Origin of the sequence: Pantoea stewartii, assembly GCF_011044475.1 — a bacterium.
GTDB classification, from domain to species: domain Bacteria; phylum Pseudomonadota; class Gammaproteobacteria; order Enterobacterales; family Enterobacteriaceae; genus Pantoea; species Pantoea stewartii.
In genome coordinates this window covers 2,983,233-3,003,274 of the sequence record NZ_CP049115.1, presented here as the reverse complement: position 1 = coordinate 3,003,274, position 20,042 = coordinate 2,983,233, and the positions used below count along the sequence as shown (strand labels likewise).

Sequence of the window (20,042 nt, the reverse complement as noted above, 5' to 3'; positions counted from 1 at the left end):
CTGTCAGAGCAGTAGCGAAGATGTTTATCCGCCTGACTATCAACGCTTAAGGAGTCACTATGGCCGAGTGGATCAATGCGCAAGTGAAGGAAGTGAAAAACTGGACCGATGCGCTGTTTAGCCTGCGGGTTAAGGCACCGATTGCCCCCTTCCATGCCGGACAGTACGCAAAACTGGCACTCGAAATTGAGGGCGAACGTGTGCAGCGAGCTTACTCTTACGTCAATGCACCCAATGACGACCTGCTTGAGTTCTACTTAGTCACCGTACCCGACGGCAAATTAAGCCCGCATCTGCAGGCGCTGCGCCCCGGTGAGCAGGTGATGATCACCAAAGATGCGGCGGGCTTTTTTATTCTGGATGAAGTCCCTGAGTGTCAAACATTATGGATGCTGGCGACCGGTACCGCCGTGGGTCCTTACCTGTCGATCCTGCAACAGGGCGAAGGCCTGGATCGCTTCGATAATATCGTCCTCGTCCATGCCGCCCGTTATGCCGCCGACCTGAGCTTTTTACCGCTGATGCAGCAACTCCAGCAAATCTATAACGGTAAGTTGCAGATCATCACGGTTGTCAGCCGTGAGGAAAGTCTGGGGTCGCTGACGGGACGCATTCCGGCCCTGATTGAGAATGGCAAGCTGGAGCAGGCAGCAGGGTTAACCATTGACGCAGAGACCAGCCATGTCATGGTTTGTGGTAATCCACAGATGGTACGTGATACGCAGCAGTTACTGAAAGAGACGCGCGGTATGCGTAAGCACCTTAAGCGCAAACCCGGCCATATCACCAGCGAAAACTACTGGTAAGGCGCGCGTTTCAGACGCAAGGGCACCGGCGCGGCACCAAAGCGGTTGTCGCCGACGGTGCCACGAAACACCCCCAGATCCAGAATCAATCCGGCCAGGATAATAAAGGGCAGTACGCGCCCGATGAGCCACTGTAACACTTCTCCCGTCATGCTCCAGTTGCCCGCCATCAGTAGCCAGGCGGCAATCAGCAGCAGAGCCCAGTAGCCCCGGCGATCGCGATCGTGCAGGCGTTTAACCACAATCGCGCTGGCAGGCCACAATAAGCAGACGATGCCAAACGCAGCCATCTGTGTGTCCAGCAGATCGTTACCTGCCAGGAAAAACAGCAGGCTGGTTAGCAGTACCCAGATTGCCTGCCAGAGCCAAAAATCCCGACGCCCTACGCGCCCGCGAAAAGAGAAAAACCATTGCTGGATTATCATGCACTTTCCTTAGACAAAATTTTACGCTGCACACTTTTGACCTTGAAGATAAAAACCGTTCTAATTTGGCATCGAGTTTATTGGTCAGAGCCGACAAAATGAAGAATTTGCCAGGCGTACTGTTGCTGAGCGTCGCGCTGACGGTTCCGGTATTTGCCGCCGATCCGCAACCCCTCGACAAGGCTGAACACATGCCAACCGCACCCTATCTGTTACCGGGCGCACCCACGCTGGACATGACCATTGGCCAGTTTCGTGAAAAATACAACCTGGCCAATCCCCAATTGCCGCTCAGGGAATACAGTGCCATTGATACGCGCGATGAAAAGAGCGATCTGACACGCGCCGCCACCAAAATTAATGAAACCCTTTATTCTTCTACGGCGCTTGAGCCGGGCACGGGCAAAATCAAAACGTTGCAGATCACGTGGCTGCCGATTCCGGGGCCTGACCAGAGTGCCTCGCAGGCTAAGGCGCTTGATTATATGACCGCCATGTTACGTTTTTTTGTGCCGGGACTCACGCAGGAAGAAGGGCGAAAAAAGCTGGAAACGCTGCTTAAAGCCGGTAAAGGCTCACGATACTATGAGCACGTTGAAGGCGCACTGCGTTTCGTGGTTTCAGATAACGGGGATAAAGGACTCACCTTTGCCATTGAGCCAGTAAAACTGGCGCTGGCTACGCCCTGATGGACGGGGCAAAAATGACGAAAAGCAAAGCCATGGCATTATTTGATCTCTATACTGTCTGGCAGACAACGTTGCCCCAGGGCAGCGCCATTTCATGTATCGCGTTATGCGGAGGATAGAATGCGACATCCACTGGTTATGGGTAACTGGAAGTTGAATGGCAGCAAGCATATGACAGCCGAACTGATCGACGGTCTGCGCAAAGAACTGTCGGGCGTGGAAGGCTGTGGCGTTGCTATTGCCCCCCCTGCGCTCTATCTTGATCAGGCTAAACATGCTGTCTCCGGTAGCCATATTGCACTGGGTGCTCAAAACGTTGATGTAAACCTGTCTGGCGCATTTACCGGCGAGATTTCCGCTGAGATGCTGAAAGATATTGGCGCGAAGTACATCATCATTGGTCACTCAGAACGCCGCACTTACCATAAAGAAAGCGATGAATTCATTGCGAAAAAATTTGCCGTCTTAAAAGCAGCGGGTCTGGTGCCGGTTCTGTGCATCGGCGAAACCGAAGCCGAAAATGAAGCAGGCAAAACCGAAGAAGTGTGTGCACGTCAGCTTGATGCTGTACTGACCACTCAGGGTGCCGAAGCATTTAAAGATGCGGTTATCGCTTACGAACCCGTCTGGGCGATTGGCACGGGTAAATCAGCCACCCCAGCGCAGGCGCAGGCCGTTCACAAATTCATTCGTGACCATATCGCGAAAAAAGATGCTGCTGTCGCTGAGCAAGTGATTATTCAGTACGGTGGTTCAGTCAACGATAAAAATGCAGCCGAGCTGTTTACGCAGCCGGACATTGACGGTGCCCTGGTTGGCGGTGCGTCACTGAAAGCCGATGCATTTGCGGTCATCGTTAAAGCAGCCGCGGCAGCCAAACAAGGCTGACCTGGCGCTTAGTCCATTCTGAGCGGCCAAATCAGGCCGCTTTTTTTATGGGTTGCAGTAACGCGCAGTCGTGATCCTGCACTTCCTCAGCGGAACCTTTATTTAACAACAGCCAGTTGCGCTCCACCGCCATCAGTATCAACCGCCCATCAGACAAGCGCGCCAATGCGAGACCGTAGCGGCCCATCTCATCGCGTGCATGTGGTATCTCAGCGGCCAGACGGATAAATACGCTTTGCTCTGCCAGCTCGGCTTCACTCAGCGTACGCACGTGATAAGGATGACTGAGAAAGGTGACGGCTTTCCATTCCGGTGTGAACGTGGGTGTCAGCGCATCCAGTTGCTTTCTCACATCAGGCCGAAGGCATGAAAGATGAATATGAAGCTGATTCTGGGTACGGCCGTACTGGGAATTGATGGCCAGTGACAGCACACTGTCGTTGATGGGCTTGCCATATTTTTGCGCCACGACGCCTCTGTCCTGCCAGGCCAGGTCAAAATAATTCGGCGTGTCTGAACGGAGCAACTGTGGGCTTTCGATTCCGGTGATTTTATCAATGGGGATGAGCAGATACTGAAGGGGGCCGTTTCGGTCTTTCAACAGCGCGTAGCGGTGCTGCAGATCAACGTGCTGACACGGCGCGGGTTGACCATGCGTGAGCTGATCGGGCAGACACTTTTCACTGACGATTTGCCAAAGCGCATCCGCATTCGTTTTAACATGCGTAGCCGCAACCAGGATCCCTGCGCCAATCAATACCAGCAGAAGCGCAATGATGATGAAGGCCCGACGATTTGCCTGCATTGTTATCTTCCCCTGACTGTTTTCATTCGCATCCTCACCTGACAGCGCGTAAATGTCACGCATAAAAAAACCAGCGTTTCCGCTGGCTTCAAGAATAACCGGTAAGGATTACGGCTTCATGATCTGATCATAGGTGCCGCCATCAGCGAAGTGCGTTTTTTGCGCCTTCGCCCAGCCGCCAAACTTATCGTCGATGGTAAACAGTTTTACCGGCGCAAACGTACTGGCGAACTTCTTCGCGACCTCTTCATTGCGCGGACGATAATAGTTTTCAGCCGCAATCGTCTGCCCTTCCGTCGAGTAGAGATATTTCAGATAGGCTTCCGCCACCTGACGCGTTCCTTTCTCATCGACCACCTTATCCACGACGGACACAGTTGGCTCCGCGAGAATCGATTCACTTGGCGTCACAATTTCAAATTTGTCTTTACCCAGTTTATTGACCGCCAGGTAGGCTTCGTTTTCCCAGGCGATCAGGACATCACCAATACCACGCTCTACAAAGGTATTGGTTGCGCCGCGCGCACCGGAATCCTGCACTTCAACATGCTTAAACAGATCTTTCACGTAACGCTGTGCTTTTGCCTGATCGCCGTTGTTATGATCCAGTGCCCAGCCCCAGGCAGCCAGGTAATTCCAGCGAGCGCCGCCTGACGTTTTAGGATTTGGGGTAATCACCGAAACGCCGGGCTTGATAAGATCGCTCCAGTCATGGATGCCTTTAGGATTGCCTTTACGCACCAAAAAGACAATCGTGGAGGTATAAGGCGCGGAGTTGTCGGGCAGACGTTTAATCCAGTCTTTATCAATGCGACCGCGATCAGCAATTGCATCAACATCCGACTGCAGCGCCAGCGTCACCACATCAGCACGAATACCGTTGATGACAGAAGTCGCCTGTTTACCTGAACCGCCGTGCGACTGGCGGATGACCACGTTGTCGCCCGTTTCCTGTTTGTAGTGCGCGCTAAAGGCCTTGTTGTACTGCTCGTAGAGTTCCCGGGTAGGATCATAAGAAACGTTTAGCAGCTGAATATCCTTCGCCAGAACACTGCCAGATGCCAGTAACAACCCTAAACCCACGGCCCATTTATTCATTGCGCACTCTCCCCATTCATGATGAGACAAGCGTGACATAAACGTGATTATAGCTAAAAGAATTAAAAATAAGCGGTTATAACTTTGGGGAATATGAGGAAGGCATAAGGGCATGCCGTTAAGCATGCCCGGTAACACTTAGTACAACTGCTTAGCCGTATCCATCCAGTCACGCTTAAATGGACGTTTCATATTTTCAATGGCATCAATGATATCGTGATGGACCATCTTGTCATTCTGGATACCTACACACCGGCCACCGTAGCCCTGCATCAGCAACTCAATCGAATAGGCACCCATGCGCGACGCAAGAATGCGGTCATAAGCGCAGGGCGCGCCGCCGCGCTGAATGTGACCAAGTACCGTGGCACGCGTTTCGCGTTTGGTTTCTGTTTCGATGAAACGCGCCAGGTCGTCGATATCACAGATGTGCTCCGTAATAGCTACGATCGCGTGCTTTTTACCTTTCGCAATACCGGCTTTAATCTCTGCCACCAGCTCCTCACGAGTGTAAGGAATCTCAGGTAACACGATAAATTCACATCCCCCGGCAATAGCCGCAGCCAGCGTCAGGTCGCCACAGTAACGACCCATGACTTCAACAATCGAGATGCGCTGATGCGATGACGACGTATCACGCAGGCGGTCAATGGCTTCGACGACCGTTTCCAGCGCCGTAAAGTAGCCGATGGTGTAATCTGTCCCGGCCACGTCGTTGTCAATCGTGCCTGGCAGACCGATACACGGAAAGCCCATTTCGGTGAGCCGCTTGGCCCCCATATACGAACCGTCGCCACCGATCACTACTAAGGCATCAATGCCCCGCTTTTTCAGGTTCTCGATTGCTACCTGGCGGACATCATCATTACGAAACTCAGGAAAACGTGCAGAACCCAGGAACGTGCCGCCGCGATTGATCATATCTGACACGCTGTAGCGGTCGAGGTTGATCATGCGATCTTCATATAAACCCTGATAGCCGTCATAGATACCAAAAACTTCCAGCCCTTCGCTTAATGCGGAGCGAACTACACCGCGAATGGCTGCGTTCATGCCTGGGGCGTCACCGCCGCTGGTCAGTACACCAATTTTTTTGATCATGACAACCTCTGGATTGTTCAAAACTAAGGGTTAATCCGGCCTGTGCAACGCTGATGAACACTGATGTGGTAAGCGCGACATATGATGGCAGATAGTATATCAAAGGCCTGATGCTGAATTGATTCAGGTCAGACAACTTTTCACTAATTTTTTTAGCAATGTTAGCTGCATGTCATTTTCATCTTTCTAACGTCTTTCCTGTGCGTCAGAAATTGAATGCATCCTGTTTCTCTAACGGTACCACAGAACAGGGATCCTGATGAATAATGACGTCCGACCCGGGAAAGGCTTCGCGTAATGCTTTTTCAACCTGATCGGCGATTCGGTGTGCCTGCACTAACGGTAATTGATCTTCCAGCTCTACGTGAAGCTGAATAAATTTCGTCGGGCCAGACTGACGCGTCCGCACATCATGAACGCCTTGCACACCGGGCCAGTTTGATGAAATCGCAATAATATGTTGTCGTTCTTCATCGGGTAAGGCTCTGTCCAACAGGGACTGAACGGCTTCATAGCCCATCCGAAGTGCGCTGACGAGAATATACACGCCAATGCCCAGCGCAAACAGCGCATCGGCGCGAGCGAATCCGTAGCTGGTTAACACCAGCGCGACCAAAATTGCCCCGTTCATGAAAACATCGGATTGATAATGCAGCATATCGGCCCGAATCGCCTGACTGCGTGTTTTTCGTACGACCCAGCGCTGGAAAGCCACCAGCAGTAATGTCGAAATGAGAGCCAGCACCGTCACGATAATGCCCATACCGGGCGATCGCAGTTCATTCGGGGAAGCGAGATGCTGAATACCCGTCAGAAAGAGGAAAAGTGCCGAACCTGAAATGAACATGCTTTGCGCCAGGGCGGCCAGCGATTCCGCTTTACCGTGGCCAAAGGTGTGATCGGCGTCAGCGGGCTGAAGGGAATAGCGCACCACCAGCAGGTTTGTCAGGGAAGCGGCAATGTCCACCAGCGAATCAACCATGGCAGCCAGCAGGCTAACCGATCCGGTATACCACCAGGCAAAAATCTTGATAATTAACAAGGTTGTCGCCAGCAGCGTCGCCGCAATCGCCGCAGATTTAACCCACTTTCCATATGAAGCCTGCATGCCACACTCCATGAACATCATGACTGAAGAGGTAAAATAACAGCAGAGAAGGGCTAAGTTTAACACTGACGCAGGCGATGCGCCCGACTGATACCGTTCGGACAGCGTGATGAGGGATAAGATGGGAAGAGATAATACGACTTCGCCCCATCGGGTAACGATGGGGCGAAGGATTGCTTACCTAAGTAAGCGCCAAATCAACGTGCAGATTTGGTTCAGTGCTCAGCAAAATTATTTTTTGCCGCCTTTCTTGCCCGCTTCGGAGGCTTTTTCGGGGTTATTTTTGAAATTACCGCCGCCGCCGTTGCCGCTGCTCTTTCCGCCTTTTTTACCGGCTTCAGAGGCTTTTTGCGGGTTGTCTGCGAAATTACCTGAACCACCACGATGCTCTGCCATAATTTACTCCATTAATAGATTAATTCGGACTACATGATGTGGTTGCTGCTCTCCGTTAATTTCAGAAGTGCATCGGCTTCCTTGCTGAGACAATATAAGTGTAGGCGAGGCCGGATAAGGTGCAAGCGGAGCGGGATATTTACAGCCCCTTGAAAAGCAAGGAAAATGCATAAATAAATTAATGTAATCTTTATATTTATCAATCGATTGGAAATAACTCACGACCTGTAAAACAGATCGGCAAGACAGTAATAACAGACAGGAAAGCGTGCGTAAGAAAAATAAAAAAAACGTTGCCATTCAATCGTCCAGATCATTTTTTTCGCGCACTGTAAAACTACAGTAAATAATGGCGAAAAACAGATAAAAAAAACCCCCTCATCATGAGGGGGAAGACAGGGATGTGTCTATGGCAAGGAAAACAGGGATACTATTTACTACTGGTTACTACTGGTACGACTTACGGGTTGCAGCGTCGAAGCTGGCTGCAAACTTGAGAGCTTACGCATGGCATTCAGGCGCTGCTCATAATTCTTCTGTAACGCGGCCTGCTGCTCGGGCGTTAACAGGTGGTACATCTGATTACGCACTCTCGCCATCTCAACTTGCTGTTCAACCTGAACTTTGGCGATGGCCTCTGCCTTGTCACGTATGGCCGCTTCGTTAAATTTATCTGCCGTCACCAAATCGTGCATAGCTGCGATATCATCAATATTCGTTGCCGGACGGTCATGTCGGGCTTGCTGCATAAGGTCACGCATTTGTTGTCGTTGATGTTCCGTCAACTCAATGCCGTCGAACATGTGACTTTGCGAATTTTGCGTCATACTGCCTGTCGTAAATCCGCCGTGATGCACCTCGTCAAGCGCCATCGACTCTGCTGCTCCTGCGCTGGCGTGACTGAGAACCATCGCTGAGGCAAGAACGACGGCGGTTAATTTGCGCATCGTTTACTCCAGTTCGTTCTGTTTTGCGATTCAACGATAGCCATTGTACGGCGATAGCTGCAAACATCCGTCAGGGGGTGTAAAAGTACGTAAAGCGATGGATTGGTATCATAGGAACACGCTATTTTGCCTGCGGAGGGCTACAAAAATGAATAAAATCCTGTTGGTAGATGATGACCGCGAATTGACTTCGCTTTTAAAAGAACTGTTAGAAATGGAAGGGTTTGAAGTGGTGGTTGCCAGCGATGGTGAGCAAGCACTGAATCTGCTCGATAACTCAATTGATTTGCTTTTACTGGATGTCATGATGCCCAAGAAAAACGGTATCGACACCCTGAAAGAATTACGCCAGCAGTATCAAACACCTGTGATTATGCTTACCGCCCGCGGAAGCGAGCTTGATCGTGTGCTGGGCCTTGAGCTGGGCGCCGATGACTATCTGCCTAAGCCCTTTAACGATCGGGAGCTGGTTGCGCGCATACGCGCTATCCTGCGCCGTTCGAACTGGAGCGAACAACAGCAGCAGCACGATAACAGCTCACCTACGCTGGAAGTGGACTGCCTGCGCCTGAACCCGGGCCGTCAGGAAGCCAGTTTCGATAACGAAACGCTGGATCTCACCGGCACAGAATTCACCCTGTTGTACCTTTTGGCTCAGCATTTAGGTCAGGTTGTCTCGCGCGAGCATCTTAGCCAGGAGGTGCTGGGCAAACGTCTGACGCCTTTTGACCGTGCCATTGATATGCACATCTCGAACCTGCGCCGTAAACTCCCTGAACGTCGCGATGGGCATCCGTGGTTCAAAACCTTACGTGGCCGCGGTTATTTGATGGTTTCGGCATCATGATAGGCAGTTTGACTACCCGCATCTTTGCTATTTTCTGGCTGACGCTGGCACTGGTATTGATGCTGGTGCTCATGGTACCCAAGCTTGATTCACGCCAGATGACGGCGCTGCTGGAAAGCGAGCAGCGCCAGGGCACGATGATCGAGCAGCACGTTGAAGCCGAGCTGTCACGGGATCCGCCTAATGATTTGATGTGGTGGCGGCGCTTATTTCGCGCTATTGAGAAGTGGGCTCCACCCGGCCAACGTTTGCTCCTGGTCACCAGCGAAGGCCGGGTCATCGGCGCACAGCATAATGAAATGCAGGTCATTCGTAACTTCATCGGTCAGTCAGATAACGCCGATCACCCACAGAAGAAGAAATATGGCCGGGTAGAGATGGTAGGTCCTTTCGCCGTCCGGGACGGAGAGGATAACTATCAGCTGTATCTGATCCGCCCCGCCAGCAGCTCTCAGCTGGATTTTATTAATCTGTTGTTTGATCGCCCTTTGCTGCTGCTCATTGTTACCATGCTGATCAGCTCACCGCTTCTGTTGTGGCTGGCATGGAGCCTGGCGCGTCCTGCGCGGAAACTTAAATATGCCGCGGACGAAGTCGCCAGCGGTAATCTGCGCCAGCATCCTGAACTGGAATCAGGCCCACAGGAATTTCTGGCGGCAGGTTCCAGTTTTAACCAGATGGTCAGTGCGCTGGAACGGATGATGAACGGTCAGCAGCGCTTACTGTCTGATATCAGCCACGAATTACGCACGCCGCTAACGCGATTACAGCTGGCGACCGCCCTGCTGCGCCGCCGTCATGGTGAAGGCAAAGAGCTGGAACGTATAGAGACGGAAGCACAACGCCTCGATGGCATGATTAATGACCTACTGGTGCTGTCGAGGACCCAGCATAAGAACGCGCTGGTCAGCGAGGCCATGAAGGCAAATCAGCTGTGGAACGGCGTGCTGGAAGACGCCCGATTTGAAGCGGAACAAATGGGTAAGACACTGGAGATCCCTTATCCTCCGGGGCCATGGCCTTTGTATGGTAACCCCCATGCGCTTGAAAGTGCGCTGGAGAATATCGTGCGGAATGCGTTGCGCTACTCTCATACCCATATCAGCGTCAGTTTTTCCGTTGATATTTCAGGCATTACCGTTCACGTTGACGACGATGGTCCCGGCGTGAGCCCGGAAGATCGTGAGCAGATATTCCGACCGTTTTACCGCACTGACGAGGCGCGCGACCGAGAGTCCGGCGGCACCGGCCTGGGGCTGGCCATTGTGGAAACGGCCATTCAGCAGCACCGTGGCTGGGTAAAAGCAGATGACAGCCCACTGGGTGGTCTGCGTCTGACAATCTGGCTGCCACTTTACTCCTCTGGCAGACAATAATTTGCTATGCTTCGGCCCTCGTTACCGGGGGCCTTATGCTTAACATCGTACTCTTTGAACCAGAAATTCCACCCAATACAGGTAATATTATTCGCCTGTGCGCCAATACCGGCTTCCAGCTTCACCTTATCGAACCGCTGGGTTTTGCCTGGGACGACAAGCGCCTTCGTCGCGCGGGACTGGATTACCACGAGTTCACCGCCATTAAGTTCCATGCTGATTTTCAGGCGTTCATGATGACCGAGCAACCTGCGCGGCTGTTTGCGTTGACAACGAAGGGGACGCCCGCGCACAGTGCCGTCGCCTGGCAGCAGGGAGATTATCTGCTGTTTGGTCCAGAGAGTCGGGGCTTGCCCGCAGAGGTGCTACAGACGCTGCCTGCAGAGCAAAAAATACGGATTCCCATGCGGGCGGAAAGCCGCAGTATGAATTTATCAAATGCGGTATCCGTGGTGGTATACGAAGCCTGGCGCCAACTCGACTACGCTGGCGCGTTGATTAAGTCCTAAATTCCGTCACCAAACTGAAAGCCTGCGCCATTGCCGCTGAAATGCTGGTCCATATCCATGGACGGCTTTTCACTGCCGGGCTTGCCAACGATGCGCGCAGGCACGCCAGCGGCGGTGGTGTGAGGCGGAATGGGTTGCAGCACAACAGAGCCAGCACCAATCTTGGCACCGCGACCAACTTCAATATTGCCCAGAATTTTTGCACCTGCGCCAATCATGACGCCTTCGCGAATTTTCGGATGACGGTCGCCGCTGGTTTTACCGGTCCCGCCGAGCGTCACCGACTGCAGGATGGACACATCGTTTTCCACGACAGCCGTTTCACCGATCACAATACCTGTAGCGTGATCCAGCATGATCCCGTGTCCAATTTTTGCGGCCGGATGAATGTCCACAGCAAAGGAAACGGACACTTCATTTTGCAGGTAAACGGCTAAGGCGCGTCGGCCTTCATTCCAAAGCCAGTGCCCGATACGATGGGCCTGAAGCGCATGAAAACCTTTCAGATACAGCAGCGGCGTCGAATATTTATCAACCGCAGGATCGCGCTGGCGTACGGCCTGAATATCGCAGGCAGCGGAAGCAATCATTGAGGGATCTTTTCGGTAGGCCTCTTCGACAACTTCACGAATAGCGATAGCAGGCATGATTGGATTCGCCAGCTTATTGGCCAGCATATAGCTCAGGGCGCTGCCCAGATTCTCATGCTTAAGCAATGTCGCATGATAAAAGCTGGCCAGCATTGGCTCGCAGTCTGCCAGCGCGCGTGCTTCTGCCTTAATGTTGTTCCAGACCAGTTCTAACTCATCAGACGACATGCTGTTTTCTCCCGATAAAAAAAGCGCCTTGACCGGCGCTACAGGTGATGACGCTTGGCTTCCTGCTTTAGTTTGTGCTGTTTTCGTCCTTCCGTGAACGCCCCAGCAGGCTTAATGCTGCATCTCGTGCCGGTTTTCCGCAATAGAGCACCTGATAAATCTGTTCGGTGATAGGCATTTCAACCCCTGTGCGTGCCGCCAGCGCTTTGACTTCTTTGGTATTTCTGTAGCCTTCTACAACTTGTCCGATAATGCGTTGTGCGCTATCGACATCTTCACCCAGCCCGAGCATCATGCCAAAACGGCGATTGCGCGATTGGTTATCAGTACAGGTCAGCACCAGATCGCCCAAACCGGCCATGCCCATAAATGTTGTGGCATCTGCGCCTAATGCCGCACCCAGACGACTCATCTCGGCCAGCCCGCGCGTAATTAACGCCGTGCGTGCATTCGCACCAAAGCCGATGCCATCAGACATGCCAGCACCGATAGCAATGACGTTTTTCACCGCGCCGCCCAGTTGAACCCCAATAAAATCGGGATTGTTATAGACGCGAAAGCTTTTGCCGCAGTGCAGTCGCTGTTGTAAATCGTCTGCGAACTGCGCGTCAGTAGCCGCCAGCGCAATCGCTGTTGGTAAACCCGCTGCCAGTTCTTTTGCAAAAGTGGGGCCGGAGATGACGGCCAGTGGAATCGTTTCGCCCAAAATGTCGCGGGCAACATCCTGCAGCAGACGACCCGTTTCCTTCTCCAGTCCTTTCGTTGCCCAGACGATGCGTGAATCATCACGTAAACCGGGCTTTATCTGCGTCAGCACATCGCCGAAAACATGACTCGGTACAACAACCAACAAATCGCGGCTGGCGGCTATAACGGTATTCAGGTCAGGTTCAACAGTCAGATTATCGGGAAACGTTACATCTGGCAGGAAAGCACGGTTGCAGCGGTCGGACTGAAGTTGTGCCATATGGGCAGGATTGTGCCCCCACAGCAGCACCGGATGGCCATTGCGGGCCAGCGTAATCGCCAAAGCGGTGCCGTATGAACCGGCACCGATGACGCTAATCGAAGCGTGAGTGGTCATCAGGCATCCTGATGTTGCGCTTCTTCGCCTTGCTGCTGCTGCAGATAATTCATAAACAGCGCATCAAAGTTCACTGGCGCAAGGTTAAGCTGCGGGAAGGTACCACGTGAAACCAGGCTGGTGATGCATTCGCGGGCATAAGGGAACAGGATATTTGGGCAGTAAGCGCCAAGGCAATGCGCCATCTGGGTACCTTCAATGCCACCGATGGTGAAAATACCTGCCTGCTGAACTTCACACAGGAAAGCGGTATCTTCGCCAACGGTTGCCGTAACGGTCACACGCAGCACCACTTCATACACTTCATCAGCCAGCTGCGAAGAGGCAGTATCCAGATCCAGCTTAACGTCTGGCTCCCACTCTTTCTGAAACACCTGCGGCGCATTGGGCGCTTCAAAAGAAATATCCTTCGTGTAAACGCGCTGAATCTGGAATTGCATTTCGTTAGTGTTATGTTCTGACATGTGACTAAGTCCTGTAAGTTAAAATGTCTGGCGTAAAACTACGCCTGAAGTAACGGATCTAAACCCTGACGATCGTTAAGTGCCATCAAATCGTCGCAGCCACCAATATGCTGGCCATCAATAAAGATCTGAGGCACTGTCGTGCGGCCGCTGCGCTTAATCATCTCTTCACGTTTTGCCATGTCCCCATCAATGGGGATCTCCTGGAACGCCGCGCCTTTCTCATTCAGCAGCGCTTTTGCGCGATGACAATACGGACAGGTTGGTTTGGTATAAATCTCAACGTTTGCCATAGGGACCTCAGGATGGTTATTTACCGCGAACTAACGGCAGATTTTCGCCGCTCCAACCGCTAATACCGTCTTTGAGCACGCTCACCTGATTGAAACCTGCCGCGCTCAGATGTGCAGCAGGATCGGCCGCGCTCTGCCCGGTAGCGCATACCACAATTATGGGCTGTGTTTTATGCTTTTCCAGCTCGCCAAAACTGCCTTTCTTGATATCAGCTGCAGCGACGTTGACCGCGCCCGAAATATGCCCCTTGCGGTAATCGTCGCGCGAACGCACGTCTACCACCACCGCATCCTCTTTGTTAATAAGTCGGGTTGCTTCGCCTCGACTGATCGTTTTTACTTTAGAGAACATCCCTTTAACGGTGGTCACAATCACCAGTATAAGTAAAACGACCCATGCCAGACTCAGGATGGGGTGATTGCTTGCAAACTGCATAATTTCTTGCATGAGGGGTAACGACTCCAGACCGGGCTAATAAGCTAAAACAAGGCTTCTGAGTATACCTGCGCCACTTCGCATGTACAGACGCTAAGCGGGCAGAGTGATAATTTGTGCGTCATTTTCCAAAAAAATTCACCGAATGGCAAAAATGTCGTGACGCTTATGCCTTGTACTGTTGAAAATGGTCACGTTTAGGGAAGCAAAAGCCGGTCGGCAATGCTGGTAAGCAACTGTTCATCGTGGAATAATCATCGACCTATGAAGGGAAAGACAACTGCTCTGCCAACATGGACCCGTCACAACGGCGTTACCGTGCCGCTGTTTACACGCTTGTCCGTTCTGTCTTTTAGCCTGCTTTATGCGGGCCTGTTGTCATTGCCCTTACCCGGGCTGGCCGCTGATGATAACAAAGCGCAACTGAAATCCATTCAGCAGGAAATTGCTGAAAAAGAAAAAAGCGTTAAGGCGCAAAAAGCCCAGCGCAGCCAGTTGCTTAATCAGTTGCAAAGTCAGGAAAAAATCATTGCGCAGGCCAGCCGGCAGTTGCGTGAAACGCGCAATAGTCTGTCCGCCTTAAACAATGACATCGTGCAGGTCACCGCCTCCGTTGCCCACCTTGAGAAACAACAGGCTCAGCAGGAAAAACTGCTGGCAGAGCAACTGGATGCCGCTTTTCGTCAGGGCCAGCACAAGGGCCTGCAACTGCTGTTAGGTGGCGAAGAAAGTCAGCGCAGCGAGCGCATCCTGGCCTACTTTGGTTACCTGAACACGGCACGTCAGGAAAATATCACCGCCCTGCAAACTACCCGCAAGGAACTGGCTCAACAGCGCGCATCGCTGGAACAAAAACAGCAGCAGCAAAAATCGTTGTTAACTCAGCAGCAAGCACAGCAGGACAAACTTCAGCAAGCCAGCGCCGCCCGCAAAAAAACGCTAACTTCTCTGGAAAGTGCGCTGCAGAAAGATCAGGCTGATTTGGTCGAGATGCGGCAGAACGAAAGCCGCCTGCAAGACAAAATTGCCCGTGCCGAGCGAGAAGCGCGTGAACGCGCCGCACGGGAAGCGCGTGAGGCTGAAAAAGTCCGCCAGCGTCAGGTGCAGGCAAAAGCGAAAGGCTCCAGCTATCAGCCAACCCAGAGTGAACGCGAACTGATGGCGCGCACAGGCGGGCTTGGGCGGCCAAATGGTCAGGACATCTGGCCAGTAAGAGGACGGATTGAGCATCGCTTCGGTGAGGAGCTTCAGGGCGAATTACGCTGGAAAGGGCTGGTCATTAACGCGCCTGAGGGCACAGAAGTTAAAGCCATTGCCGATGGTCGCGTGTTAATGGCTGACTGGTTACAGGGTTATGGCCTCGTCGTCGTGATTGAACATGGCAAAGGGGATATGAGCCTCTATGGTTACAACCAAAGCGCACTGGTCAGCGTCGGCGCTCAGGTAAAAGCAGGTCAGCCTATTGCCCTGGTCGGCACCAGCGGTGGCCGTGGTACACCTTCGCTCTACTTTGAAATCCGGCGTCAGGGTAAAGCGGTTAATCCACTTCCGTGGTTAGGAAAATAAGTGTTACGTCAGCGAAAGACCCTGGTTGCACTGCTGAGTGGATTGCTGCTCAGTTTCGCAGCCCAGGCCGGTAAACTCGCCATTGTTATTGATGATGTCGGCTACCGGCCTACAGAAGAGAATAAAGTGTTGCAGATGCCGCAGGCGATATCGGTTGCCGTCCTCCCCGATGCGCCCTATGCACGTCAAATGGCAATCAAAGCGCATCAGGGCGGACACGAAGTCCTGATCCATCTGCCCATGGCCCCTCTCAGTAAGCAACCTCTTGAAAAAAACACGTTAACGCCCGAGATGAGCAGCGCCGAGATTGATCGCATCATCCGGAGTGCAGTAAATAACGTGTCTTATGCGGTGGGGTTGAATAACCATATGGGCAGCAAAATGACGTCCAGTCTGCCGGGTATGCAAAAAGTCATGCAGGCTCTTAACCAGTACAATCTGTACTTCCTTGACAGCATGACGATTGGCAACAGCCAGTCTGTACCCGCCGCCCAAGGCACGCATGTCAGAGTGCTAAAGCGCAGGGTCTTTCTGGACGACAGCCAGGACATCAACGCCATCCGTCAGCAATTTAGTCGGGCAGTGAAACTGGCCGAGCGGGATGGCTATGCGATTGCGATTGGTCACCCGCACCCGAACACTGTGCGCGTGTTGCAACAAATGCTGCCCACTTTGCCTGCGGATATTACGCTGGTGACACCGGGTCAGTTATTAAATGAGCCGCTGCGTAACGGCAGTGCTTCGCCGGCAAAAACCCTGCCGCGCAATAAACCTGCGCAAGGCTTCCAGGCGCCAGGCGAATGTAAAGTGAAGCAACCACTGTCACCTGTGCCTGCTACGCGTGCACTGGGCGTGATTGGTGAGAGCATCGCTGAGAGCCCGCTGTATCGCCGTATTAATGCACTTTTTTGACACACTCAGCATCGGCCTTAAACCCGATGCTGAGCGTCAACGTTAAAAAAACAAAGGGCAACATTACGTCCAGCTCAGAATCACCTTTCCTGATTGCCCCGACCGCATATCATCAAAACCTCGCTGAAAGTCATCTATATCGTAGCGATGTGTAATGATCGGGGTGAGATCCAGACCTGACTGTATCAGTGCGGCCATCTTGTACCAGGTTTCAAACATCTCCCGCCCGTAAATGCCTTTAATAAACAGCCCTTTAAAAATCACCTGATTCCAGTCGATGGCCATTTCACCGGGCGGAATGCCCAGTAAGGCAATACGACCGCCGTGATTCATGACGTCAAGCAGGGTCCGAAAAGCAGGCGGTGCGCCCGACATTTCTAAGCCCACGTCAAAGCCCTCTCGCATATCGAGCGTATGCATGACCTCACGCAAGTCATGTTTCGCCACGTTGACCGCACAGGTCACGCCCATTTTACGGGCCAGTTCAAGGCGATAATCATTAATGTCTGTGATGACGACATTTCGTGCACCCACATGACGACATACCGCCGCCGCCATGATTCCAATCGGCCCTGCCCCAGAGATCAGAACGTCTTCTCCCACCAGATCGAAGGACAAAGCGGTATGAACTGCGTTGCCAAACGGGTCAAAAATCGACGCCAGTTCGTCTGAAATATTGTCAGGAATTTTGAAGGCATTAAAGGCAGGGATCACCAGATATTCAGCAAAGCATCCCTGCCGGTTGACACCTACACCTTGCGTATTGCGGCATAAATGTGTCCGCCCTGCCCGGCAGTTACGGCAGTGCCCGCAGGTAATGTGACCTTCACCCGAAACGCGATCGCCAATCTGAAACCCTTTCACTTCCTGCCCCACAGCCACCACTTCGCCTACATATTCATGGCCAACAATCATGGGCACGGGGATCGTTTTACGGGACCAGTCGTCCCAGTTGTAAATATGTACATCGGTGCCGCAGATCGCGGTTTTGCGGATTTTGATCAGCAAATCGTTGTGGCCAGGCTCCGGCATGGGCGCATCGTTAACCATCCAGATACCCTGCTCTTTTTTCAGTTTCGCAAGTGCTTTCATGGTCTGTCCTCAGGCGATCACGCCAAGTTGCTTACCAATCCGCGTGAAAGCGGCCACAGCGGTATCGAGCTGCTGCTGGCTGTGCGCGGCTGAAATTTGTGTGCGAATACGTGCCTGACCTTTTGGCACTACCGGATAGAAAAATCCGGTCACATAAATCCCCTCCTGCTGAAGCAGATGTGCAAACGCCTGCGCTACGCTGGCTTCGCCCAGCATGACCGGAATGATGGCGTGATCGGCCCCCGCCAGCGTAAAGCCCGCTGCCGTCATTTTTTCGCGGAACAGGCGTGCGTTTTCCCAGAGGCGCTGACGCAGTCCGTCGCCTTCGCTTAACAGATCCAGAACGCGCAATGAGGCAGCCACGATTGCGGGTGCCAGTGAATTAGAGAACAGATAAGGTCTTGAACGCTGACGTAGCCATTCTATAACCTCGGTTTTGGCTGCCGTATAGCCACCGGAAGCACCCCCCAGCGCCTTACCCAGGGTGCCGGTGATGATGTCTACCCGCCCCATGACATCACAATACTCATGCGTTCCCCGCCCTGCCTTTCCCACAAAACCCACCGCATGGGAATCATCGACCATGACCAGGGCAGAGTATTCGTCTGCCAAATCGCAAATGCCTTTCAGATTGGCAATTACGCCATCCATAGAGAAGACGCCATCGGTTGCAATCATGATGGTCTTTGCGCCGTTATCTTTGGCTTCCTGCAGGCGGGCACGTAACTCGTTCATGTCATTATTGGCGTAACGGTAGCGTTGTGCTTTACACAGACGCACACCATCAATAATCGACGCGTGATTAAGTGCGTCAGAAATGATGGCATCCTCAGCCCCCAGCAGTGTTTCAAATAATCCGCCATTCGCATCGAAGCAGGAGGAGTAAAGTATGGCGTCTTCCATACCCAGAAAATCAGCCAGTTTTCTTTCCAGTTGTTTGTGCTTATCCTGCGTACCACAGATAAAGCGCACCGATGCCATCCCAAAACCGTGCGAATCCATTCCCTCTTTCGCGGCCTGAATCAAAGCAGGATGGTTAGCCAGCCCAAGGTAATTATCTGCACAGAAATTAATGACAGCGTGATGATGCCCAACGTCGATTTCAGCCTGCTGCGCGGAAGTGATAATACGTTCTTTTTTGAACAGCCCTTCTTGCTGGGCGATAGCCAGTTGCTGACGAATATGCTGATAAAAATGCGCTGACATTATTACACTCCTGAAAAGGTAGGAAGGGGCAAATACGACTGAACATATCGCCTTTTAACGCCTAATCGACCAAAATAATGTGAATTATGTAGCACAGTTCACGTCACAGGCATTTTAGGTCCTGACCTTACGGAGTCATCTGGCTGTCTGTGACGGGATGAAATGTTATGATGGTGACATTACGCGTGAGACGTCCCGTTTCACCACAAAACGTTAAAGGTAGCAATATGATTATCGTAACCGGTGGCGCAGGTATGATCGGCAGCAATATCGTTAAGACGCTGAACGATCGTGGCCATACAGATATTCTGGTCGTAGATAATCTGAAAGATGGCACCAAGTTCGTGAATCTTGCCGATCTGGACATCACAGATTACATGGATAAAGAAGAGTTCTTAACCTACATCATGTCGGGTGAAGATCTGGGTCCGATTGAAGCGGTGTTCCATGAAGGTGCCTGCTCAGCCACAACGGAGTGGGATGGTAAGTACATGATGGATAATAACTATCAGTACTCAAAAGACCTGCTGCACTTTTGCCTTGAGCGTGAAATCCCCTTTCTGTATGCCTCTTCGGCAGCCACCTATGGTGGACGCAATGAGAATTTCATCGAAGAGCGTCAGTACGAGCAGCCGTTAAACGTTTACGGCTACTCAAAAATGCTGTTTGACCACTATGTACGCCAGATTCTGCCAGAAGCAACGTCACCAGTCTGTGGTTTCCGTTACTTCAACGTTTACGGACCGCGCGAAGGCCACAAAGGCAGTATGGCGAGCGTTGCCTTCCATCTGAATACGCAGATCAGTAATGACGAAAATCCAAAACTGTTCGAGGGCAGCGACAGCTTTAAACGCGATTTTATTCATGTTGATGATGTTGTGTCAGTCAATCTGTGGTGCTGGGAGAACGGCATTTCCGGGATTTATAACTGCGGCACAGGCCGCGCCGAATCGTTCCAGGAAGTTGCGGACGCCGTGCTTAATTTCCATCAGAAAGGTGAAATTGAATACATTCCTTTCCCGGAAAAACTGAAAGGCCGTTATCAGGCTTATACCCAGGCTGATCTGACGAAACTGCGTGAGGCAGGCTACGACAAGCCTTTTAAAACAGTGGCACAGGGCGTGTCTGAATATATGGCCTGGTTAAACCGCAACATCTAAGGAACGGATACCGGTA

Annotated in this window: 23 protein-coding genes; 9 read left to right on the top strand and 14 right to left on the bottom strand. The window is 52.2% G+C overall.

All coding sequences use genetic code 11. The features are described from left to right. Positions 1-59: 59 nt before the first annotated feature. Positions 60-806: a ferredoxin--NADP(+) reductase gene (gene fpr, locus G5574_RS14295; RefSeq protein WP_164482771.1), complete on the top strand. Its 747-nt coding sequence runs from the start codon at positions 60-62 to the stop codon at positions 804-806. Here fpr and G5574_RS14290 read toward each other — a convergent pair. Beyond that, the gene (locus tag G5574_RS14290; protein ID WP_006121293.1) at positions 797-1,231 is read right to left on the bottom strand and encodes a DUF805 domain-containing protein; all 435 of its coding nucleotides are present in this window, start codon (positions 1,229-1,231) and stop codon (positions 797-799) included. The two genes, fpr and G5574_RS14290, sit on opposite strands and share 10 nt — an antisense overlap. Before the next feature lie 98 nt (positions 1,232-1,329). Here G5574_RS14290 and G5574_RS14285 point away from each other — a divergent pair, with 98 nt between their 5' ends. Then, positions 1,330-1,920, top strand: a complete 591-nt coding sequence (locus G5574_RS14285; protein ID WP_006121292.1) for a DUF1454 family protein — start codon at positions 1,330-1,332, stop codon at positions 1,918-1,920. Positions 1,921-2,040: 120 nt separating this feature from the next. Then, entirely contained in the window at positions 2,041-2,808 is a 768-nt protein-coding gene (gene tpiA / locus G5574_RS14280) for a triose-phosphate isomerase (RefSeq protein ID WP_033738096.1), read from the top strand. 31 nt (positions 2,809-2,839) lie between these two features. On the opposite strand, the gene G5574_RS14275 is transcribed toward tpiA, so the two are convergent. The 6 genes from G5574_RS14275 to cpxP form a co-directional block, all read right to left on the bottom strand. After that, entirely contained in the window at positions 2,840-3,613 is a 774-nt protein-coding gene (locus tag G5574_RS14275) for a CDP-diacylglycerol diphosphatase (RefSeq protein WP_164483240.1), read from the bottom strand. 108 nt (positions 3,614-3,721) lie between these two features. Next, on the bottom strand, positions 3,722-4,711 hold the full coding sequence (locus G5574_RS14270) for a sulfate ABC transporter substrate-binding protein (protein ID WP_033738094.1): 990 nt from the start codon (positions 4,709-4,711) through the stop codon (positions 3,722-3,724). 138 nt (positions 4,712-4,849) lie between these two features. Continuing rightward, the gene (pfkA, locus tag G5574_RS14265; protein ID WP_006121288.1) at positions 4,850-5,812 is read right to left on the bottom strand and encodes a 6-phosphofructokinase; all 963 of its coding nucleotides are present in this window, start codon (positions 5,810-5,812) and stop codon (positions 4,850-4,852) included. Positions 5,813-6,017: 205 nt separating this feature from the next. Beyond that, a complete protein-coding gene (gene fieF / locus G5574_RS14260; RefSeq protein WP_164482770.1) occupies positions 6,018-6,920 on the bottom strand; it encodes a CDF family cation-efflux transporter FieF in 903 nt (300 codons plus the stop codon). 231 nt (positions 6,921-7,151) lie between these two features. Next, positions 7,152-7,316 carry a KGG domain-containing protein gene (locus G5574_RS14255; protein WP_028723167.1) on the bottom strand — a complete coding sequence of 55 codons (165 nt, stop codon included), beginning with the start codon at positions 7,314-7,316 and terminating at the stop codon, positions 7,152-7,154. A gap of 437 nt (positions 7,317-7,753) precedes the next feature. Beyond that, positions 7,754-8,263, bottom strand: coding sequence for a cell-envelope stress modulator CpxP (cpxP, locus tag G5574_RS14250; protein WP_033738090.1), 510 nt, complete (start codon positions 8,261-8,263; stop codon positions 7,754-7,756). A gap of 148 nt (positions 8,264-8,411) precedes the next feature. Here cpxP and cpxR point away from each other — a divergent pair, with 148 nt between their 5' ends. From cpxR to trmL, 3 genes are read left to right on the top strand one after another with little or no spacing between them, the layout of a single operon-like run. After that, entirely contained in the window at positions 8,412-9,110 is a 699-nt protein-coding gene (cpxR, locus tag G5574_RS14245; RefSeq protein ID WP_006121283.1) for an envelope stress response regulator transcription factor CpxR, read from the top strand. Continuing rightward, positions 9,107-10,486 (top strand): envelope stress sensor histidine kinase CpxA, encoded by a 1,380-nt coding sequence (gene cpxA, locus G5574_RS14240; RefSeq protein WP_006121282.1) that lies wholly within the window; start codon positions 9,107-9,109, stop codon positions 10,484-10,486. Before cpxR ends, cpxA begins: the two co-directional genes overlap by 4 nt. A gap of 35 nt (positions 10,487-10,521) precedes the next feature. Then, complete coding sequence (gene trmL, locus G5574_RS14235) at positions 10,522-10,995, top strand: tRNA (uridine(34)/cytosine(34)/5-carboxymethylaminomethyluridine(34)-2'-O)-methyltransferase TrmL (protein ID WP_054632878.1); 474 nt, start codon at positions 10,522-10,524, stop codon at positions 10,993-10,995. Here the strand turns inward: trmL and cysE are convergent. From cysE to G5574_RS14210, 5 genes are all read right to left on the bottom strand, one after another. Continuing rightward, positions 10,992-11,813 (bottom strand): serine O-acetyltransferase, encoded by an 822-nt coding sequence (gene cysE / locus G5574_RS14230; RefSeq protein WP_006121280.1) that lies wholly within the window; start codon positions 11,811-11,813, stop codon positions 10,992-10,994. The two genes, trmL and cysE, sit on opposite strands and share 4 nt — an antisense overlap. 67 nt (positions 11,814-11,880) lie before the next feature. After that, positions 11,881-12,897 carry an NAD(P)H-dependent glycerol-3-phosphate dehydrogenase gene (gpsA, locus tag G5574_RS14225; protein ID WP_174250601.1) on the bottom strand — a complete coding sequence of 339 codons (1,017 nt, stop codon included), beginning with the start codon at positions 12,895-12,897 and terminating at the stop codon, positions 11,881-11,883. Further along, positions 12,897-13,361 (bottom strand): protein-export chaperone SecB, encoded by a 465-nt coding sequence (gene secB, locus G5574_RS14220; protein ID WP_006121277.1) that lies wholly within the window; start codon positions 13,359-13,361, stop codon positions 12,897-12,899. The genes gpsA and secB overlap by 1 nt, the downstream gene beginning before the upstream one ends. A gap of 38 nt (positions 13,362-13,399) precedes the next feature. Then, positions 13,400-13,654: a glutaredoxin 3 gene (grxC, locus tag G5574_RS14215; protein ID WP_033738087.1), complete on the bottom strand. Its 255-nt coding sequence runs from the start codon at positions 13,652-13,654 to the stop codon at positions 13,400-13,402. Between the two features lie 16 nt (positions 13,655-13,670). Then, positions 13,671-14,102: a rhodanese-like domain-containing protein gene (locus tag G5574_RS14210; RefSeq protein ID WP_006121275.1), complete on the bottom strand. Its 432-nt coding sequence runs from the start codon at positions 14,100-14,102 to the stop codon at positions 13,671-13,673. A gap of 252 nt (positions 14,103-14,354) precedes the next feature. Between G5574_RS14210 and envC the strand changes: the two genes are divergently transcribed. Next, entirely contained in the window at positions 14,355-15,656 is a 1,302-nt protein-coding gene (gene envC / locus G5574_RS14205) for a murein hydrolase activator EnvC (protein WP_133745880.1), read from the top strand. Then, the gene (locus G5574_RS14200; protein ID WP_164482769.1) at positions 15,657-16,568 is read left to right on the top strand and encodes a divergent polysaccharide deacetylase family protein; all 912 of its coding nucleotides are present in this window, start codon (positions 15,657-15,659) and stop codon (positions 16,566-16,568) included. Positions 16,569-16,631: 63 nt separating this feature from the next. Here G5574_RS14200 and tdh read toward each other — a convergent pair whose 3' ends face one another. Both tdh and G5574_RS14190 read right to left on the bottom strand, forming a co-directional pair. Continuing rightward, entirely contained in the window at positions 16,632-17,660 is a 1,029-nt protein-coding gene (gene tdh, locus G5574_RS14195) for an L-threonine 3-dehydrogenase (protein WP_033738079.1), read from the bottom strand. Positions 17,661-17,669: 9 nt separating this feature from the next. Then, on the bottom strand, positions 17,670-18,866 hold the full coding sequence (locus tag G5574_RS14190; protein WP_164482768.1) for a glycine C-acetyltransferase: 1,197 nt from the start codon (positions 18,864-18,866) through the stop codon (positions 17,670-17,672). Positions 18,867-19,093: 227 nt separating this feature from the next. Here G5574_RS14190 and rfaD point away from each other — a divergent pair, with 227 nt between their 5' ends. Continuing rightward, positions 19,094-20,026, top strand: coding sequence for an ADP-glyceromanno-heptose 6-epimerase (rfaD, locus tag G5574_RS14185; protein WP_162286805.1), 933 nt, complete (start codon positions 19,094-19,096; stop codon positions 20,024-20,026). The last annotated feature ends 16 nt before the right edge of the window (positions 20,027-20,042 follow it).

Bases quoted from the DNA above. Each gene is read 5' to 3' on its own strand.
- tpiA (WP_033738096.1), top strand. From the start codon at position 2,041: ATGCGACATCCACTGGTTATGGGTAACTGGAAGTTGAATGGCAGCAAG.
- cpxA (WP_006121282.1), top strand. From the start codon at position 9,107: ATGATAGGCAGTTTGACTACCCGCATCTTTGCTATTTTCTGGCTGACG.
- envC (WP_133745880.1), top strand. From the start codon at position 14,355: ATGAAGGGAAAGACAACTGCTCTGCCAACATGGACCCGTCACAACGGC.
- G5574_RS14270 (WP_033738094.1), bottom strand. From the start codon at position 4,711: ATGAATAAATGGGCCGTGGGTTTAGGGTTGTTACTGGCATCTGGCAGT.
- cpxP (WP_033738090.1), bottom strand. From the start codon at position 8,263: ATGCGCAAATTAACCGCCGTCGTTCTTGCCTCAGCGATGGTTCTCAGT.
- G5574_RS14190 (WP_164482768.1), bottom strand. From the start codon at position 18,866: ATGTCAGCGCATTTTTATCAGCATATTCGTCAGCAACTGGCTATCGCC.
- G5574_RS14255 (WP_028723167.1), bottom strand. From the start codon at position 7,316: ATGGCAGAGCATCGTGGTGGTTCAGGTAATTTCGCAGACAACCCGCAA.
- pfkA (WP_006121288.1), bottom strand. From the start codon at position 5,812: ATGATCAAAAAAATTGGTGTACTGACCAGCGGCGGTGACGCCCCAGGC.
- G5574_RS14275 (WP_164483240.1), bottom strand. From the start codon at position 3,613: ATGCAGGCAAATCGTCGGGCCTTCATCATCATTGCGCTTCTGCTGGTA.
- grxC (WP_033738087.1), bottom strand. From the start codon at position 13,654: ATGGCAAACGTTGAGATTTATACCAAACCAACCTGTCCGTATTGTCAT.
- G5574_RS14285 (WP_006121292.1), top strand. From the start codon at position 1,330: ATGAAGAATTTGCCAGGCGTACTGTTGCTGAGCGTCGCGCTGACGGTT.
- trmL (WP_054632878.1), top strand. From the start codon at position 10,522: ATGCTTAACATCGTACTCTTTGAACCAGAAATTCCACCCAATACAGGT.
- cpxR (WP_006121283.1), top strand. From the start codon at position 8,412: ATGAATAAAATCCTGTTGGTAGATGATGACCGCGAATTGACTTCGCTT.
- tdh (WP_033738079.1), bottom strand. From the start codon at position 17,660: ATGAAAGCACTTGCGAAACTGAAAAAAGAGCAGGGTATCTGGATGGTT.
- rfaD (WP_162286805.1), top strand. From the start codon at position 19,094: ATGATTATCGTAACCGGTGGCGCAGGTATGATCGGCAGCAATATCGTT.
- secB (WP_006121277.1), bottom strand. From the start codon at position 13,361: ATGTCAGAACATAACACTAACGAAATGCAATTCCAGATTCAGCGCGTT.
- fpr (WP_164482771.1), top strand. From the start codon at position 60: ATGGCCGAGTGGATCAATGCGCAAGTGAAGGAAGTGAAAAACTGGACC.
- gpsA (WP_174250601.1), bottom strand. From the start codon at position 12,897: ATGACCACTCACGCTTCGATTAGCGTCATCGGTGCCGGTTCATACGGC.
- fieF (WP_164482770.1), bottom strand. From the start codon at position 6,920: ATGCAGGCTTCATATGGAAAGTGGGTTAAATCTGCGGCGATTGCGGCG.
- G5574_RS14290 (WP_006121293.1), bottom strand. From the start codon at position 1,231: ATGATAATCCAGCAATGGTTTTTCTCTTTTCGCGGGCGCGTAGGGCGT.
- G5574_RS14210 (WP_006121275.1), bottom strand. From the start codon at position 14,102: ATGCAAGAAATTATGCAGTTTGCAAGCAATCACCCCATCCTGAGTCTG.
- cysE (WP_006121280.1), bottom strand. From the start codon at position 11,813: ATGTCGTCTGATGAGTTAGAACTGGTCTGGAACAACATTAAGGCAGAA.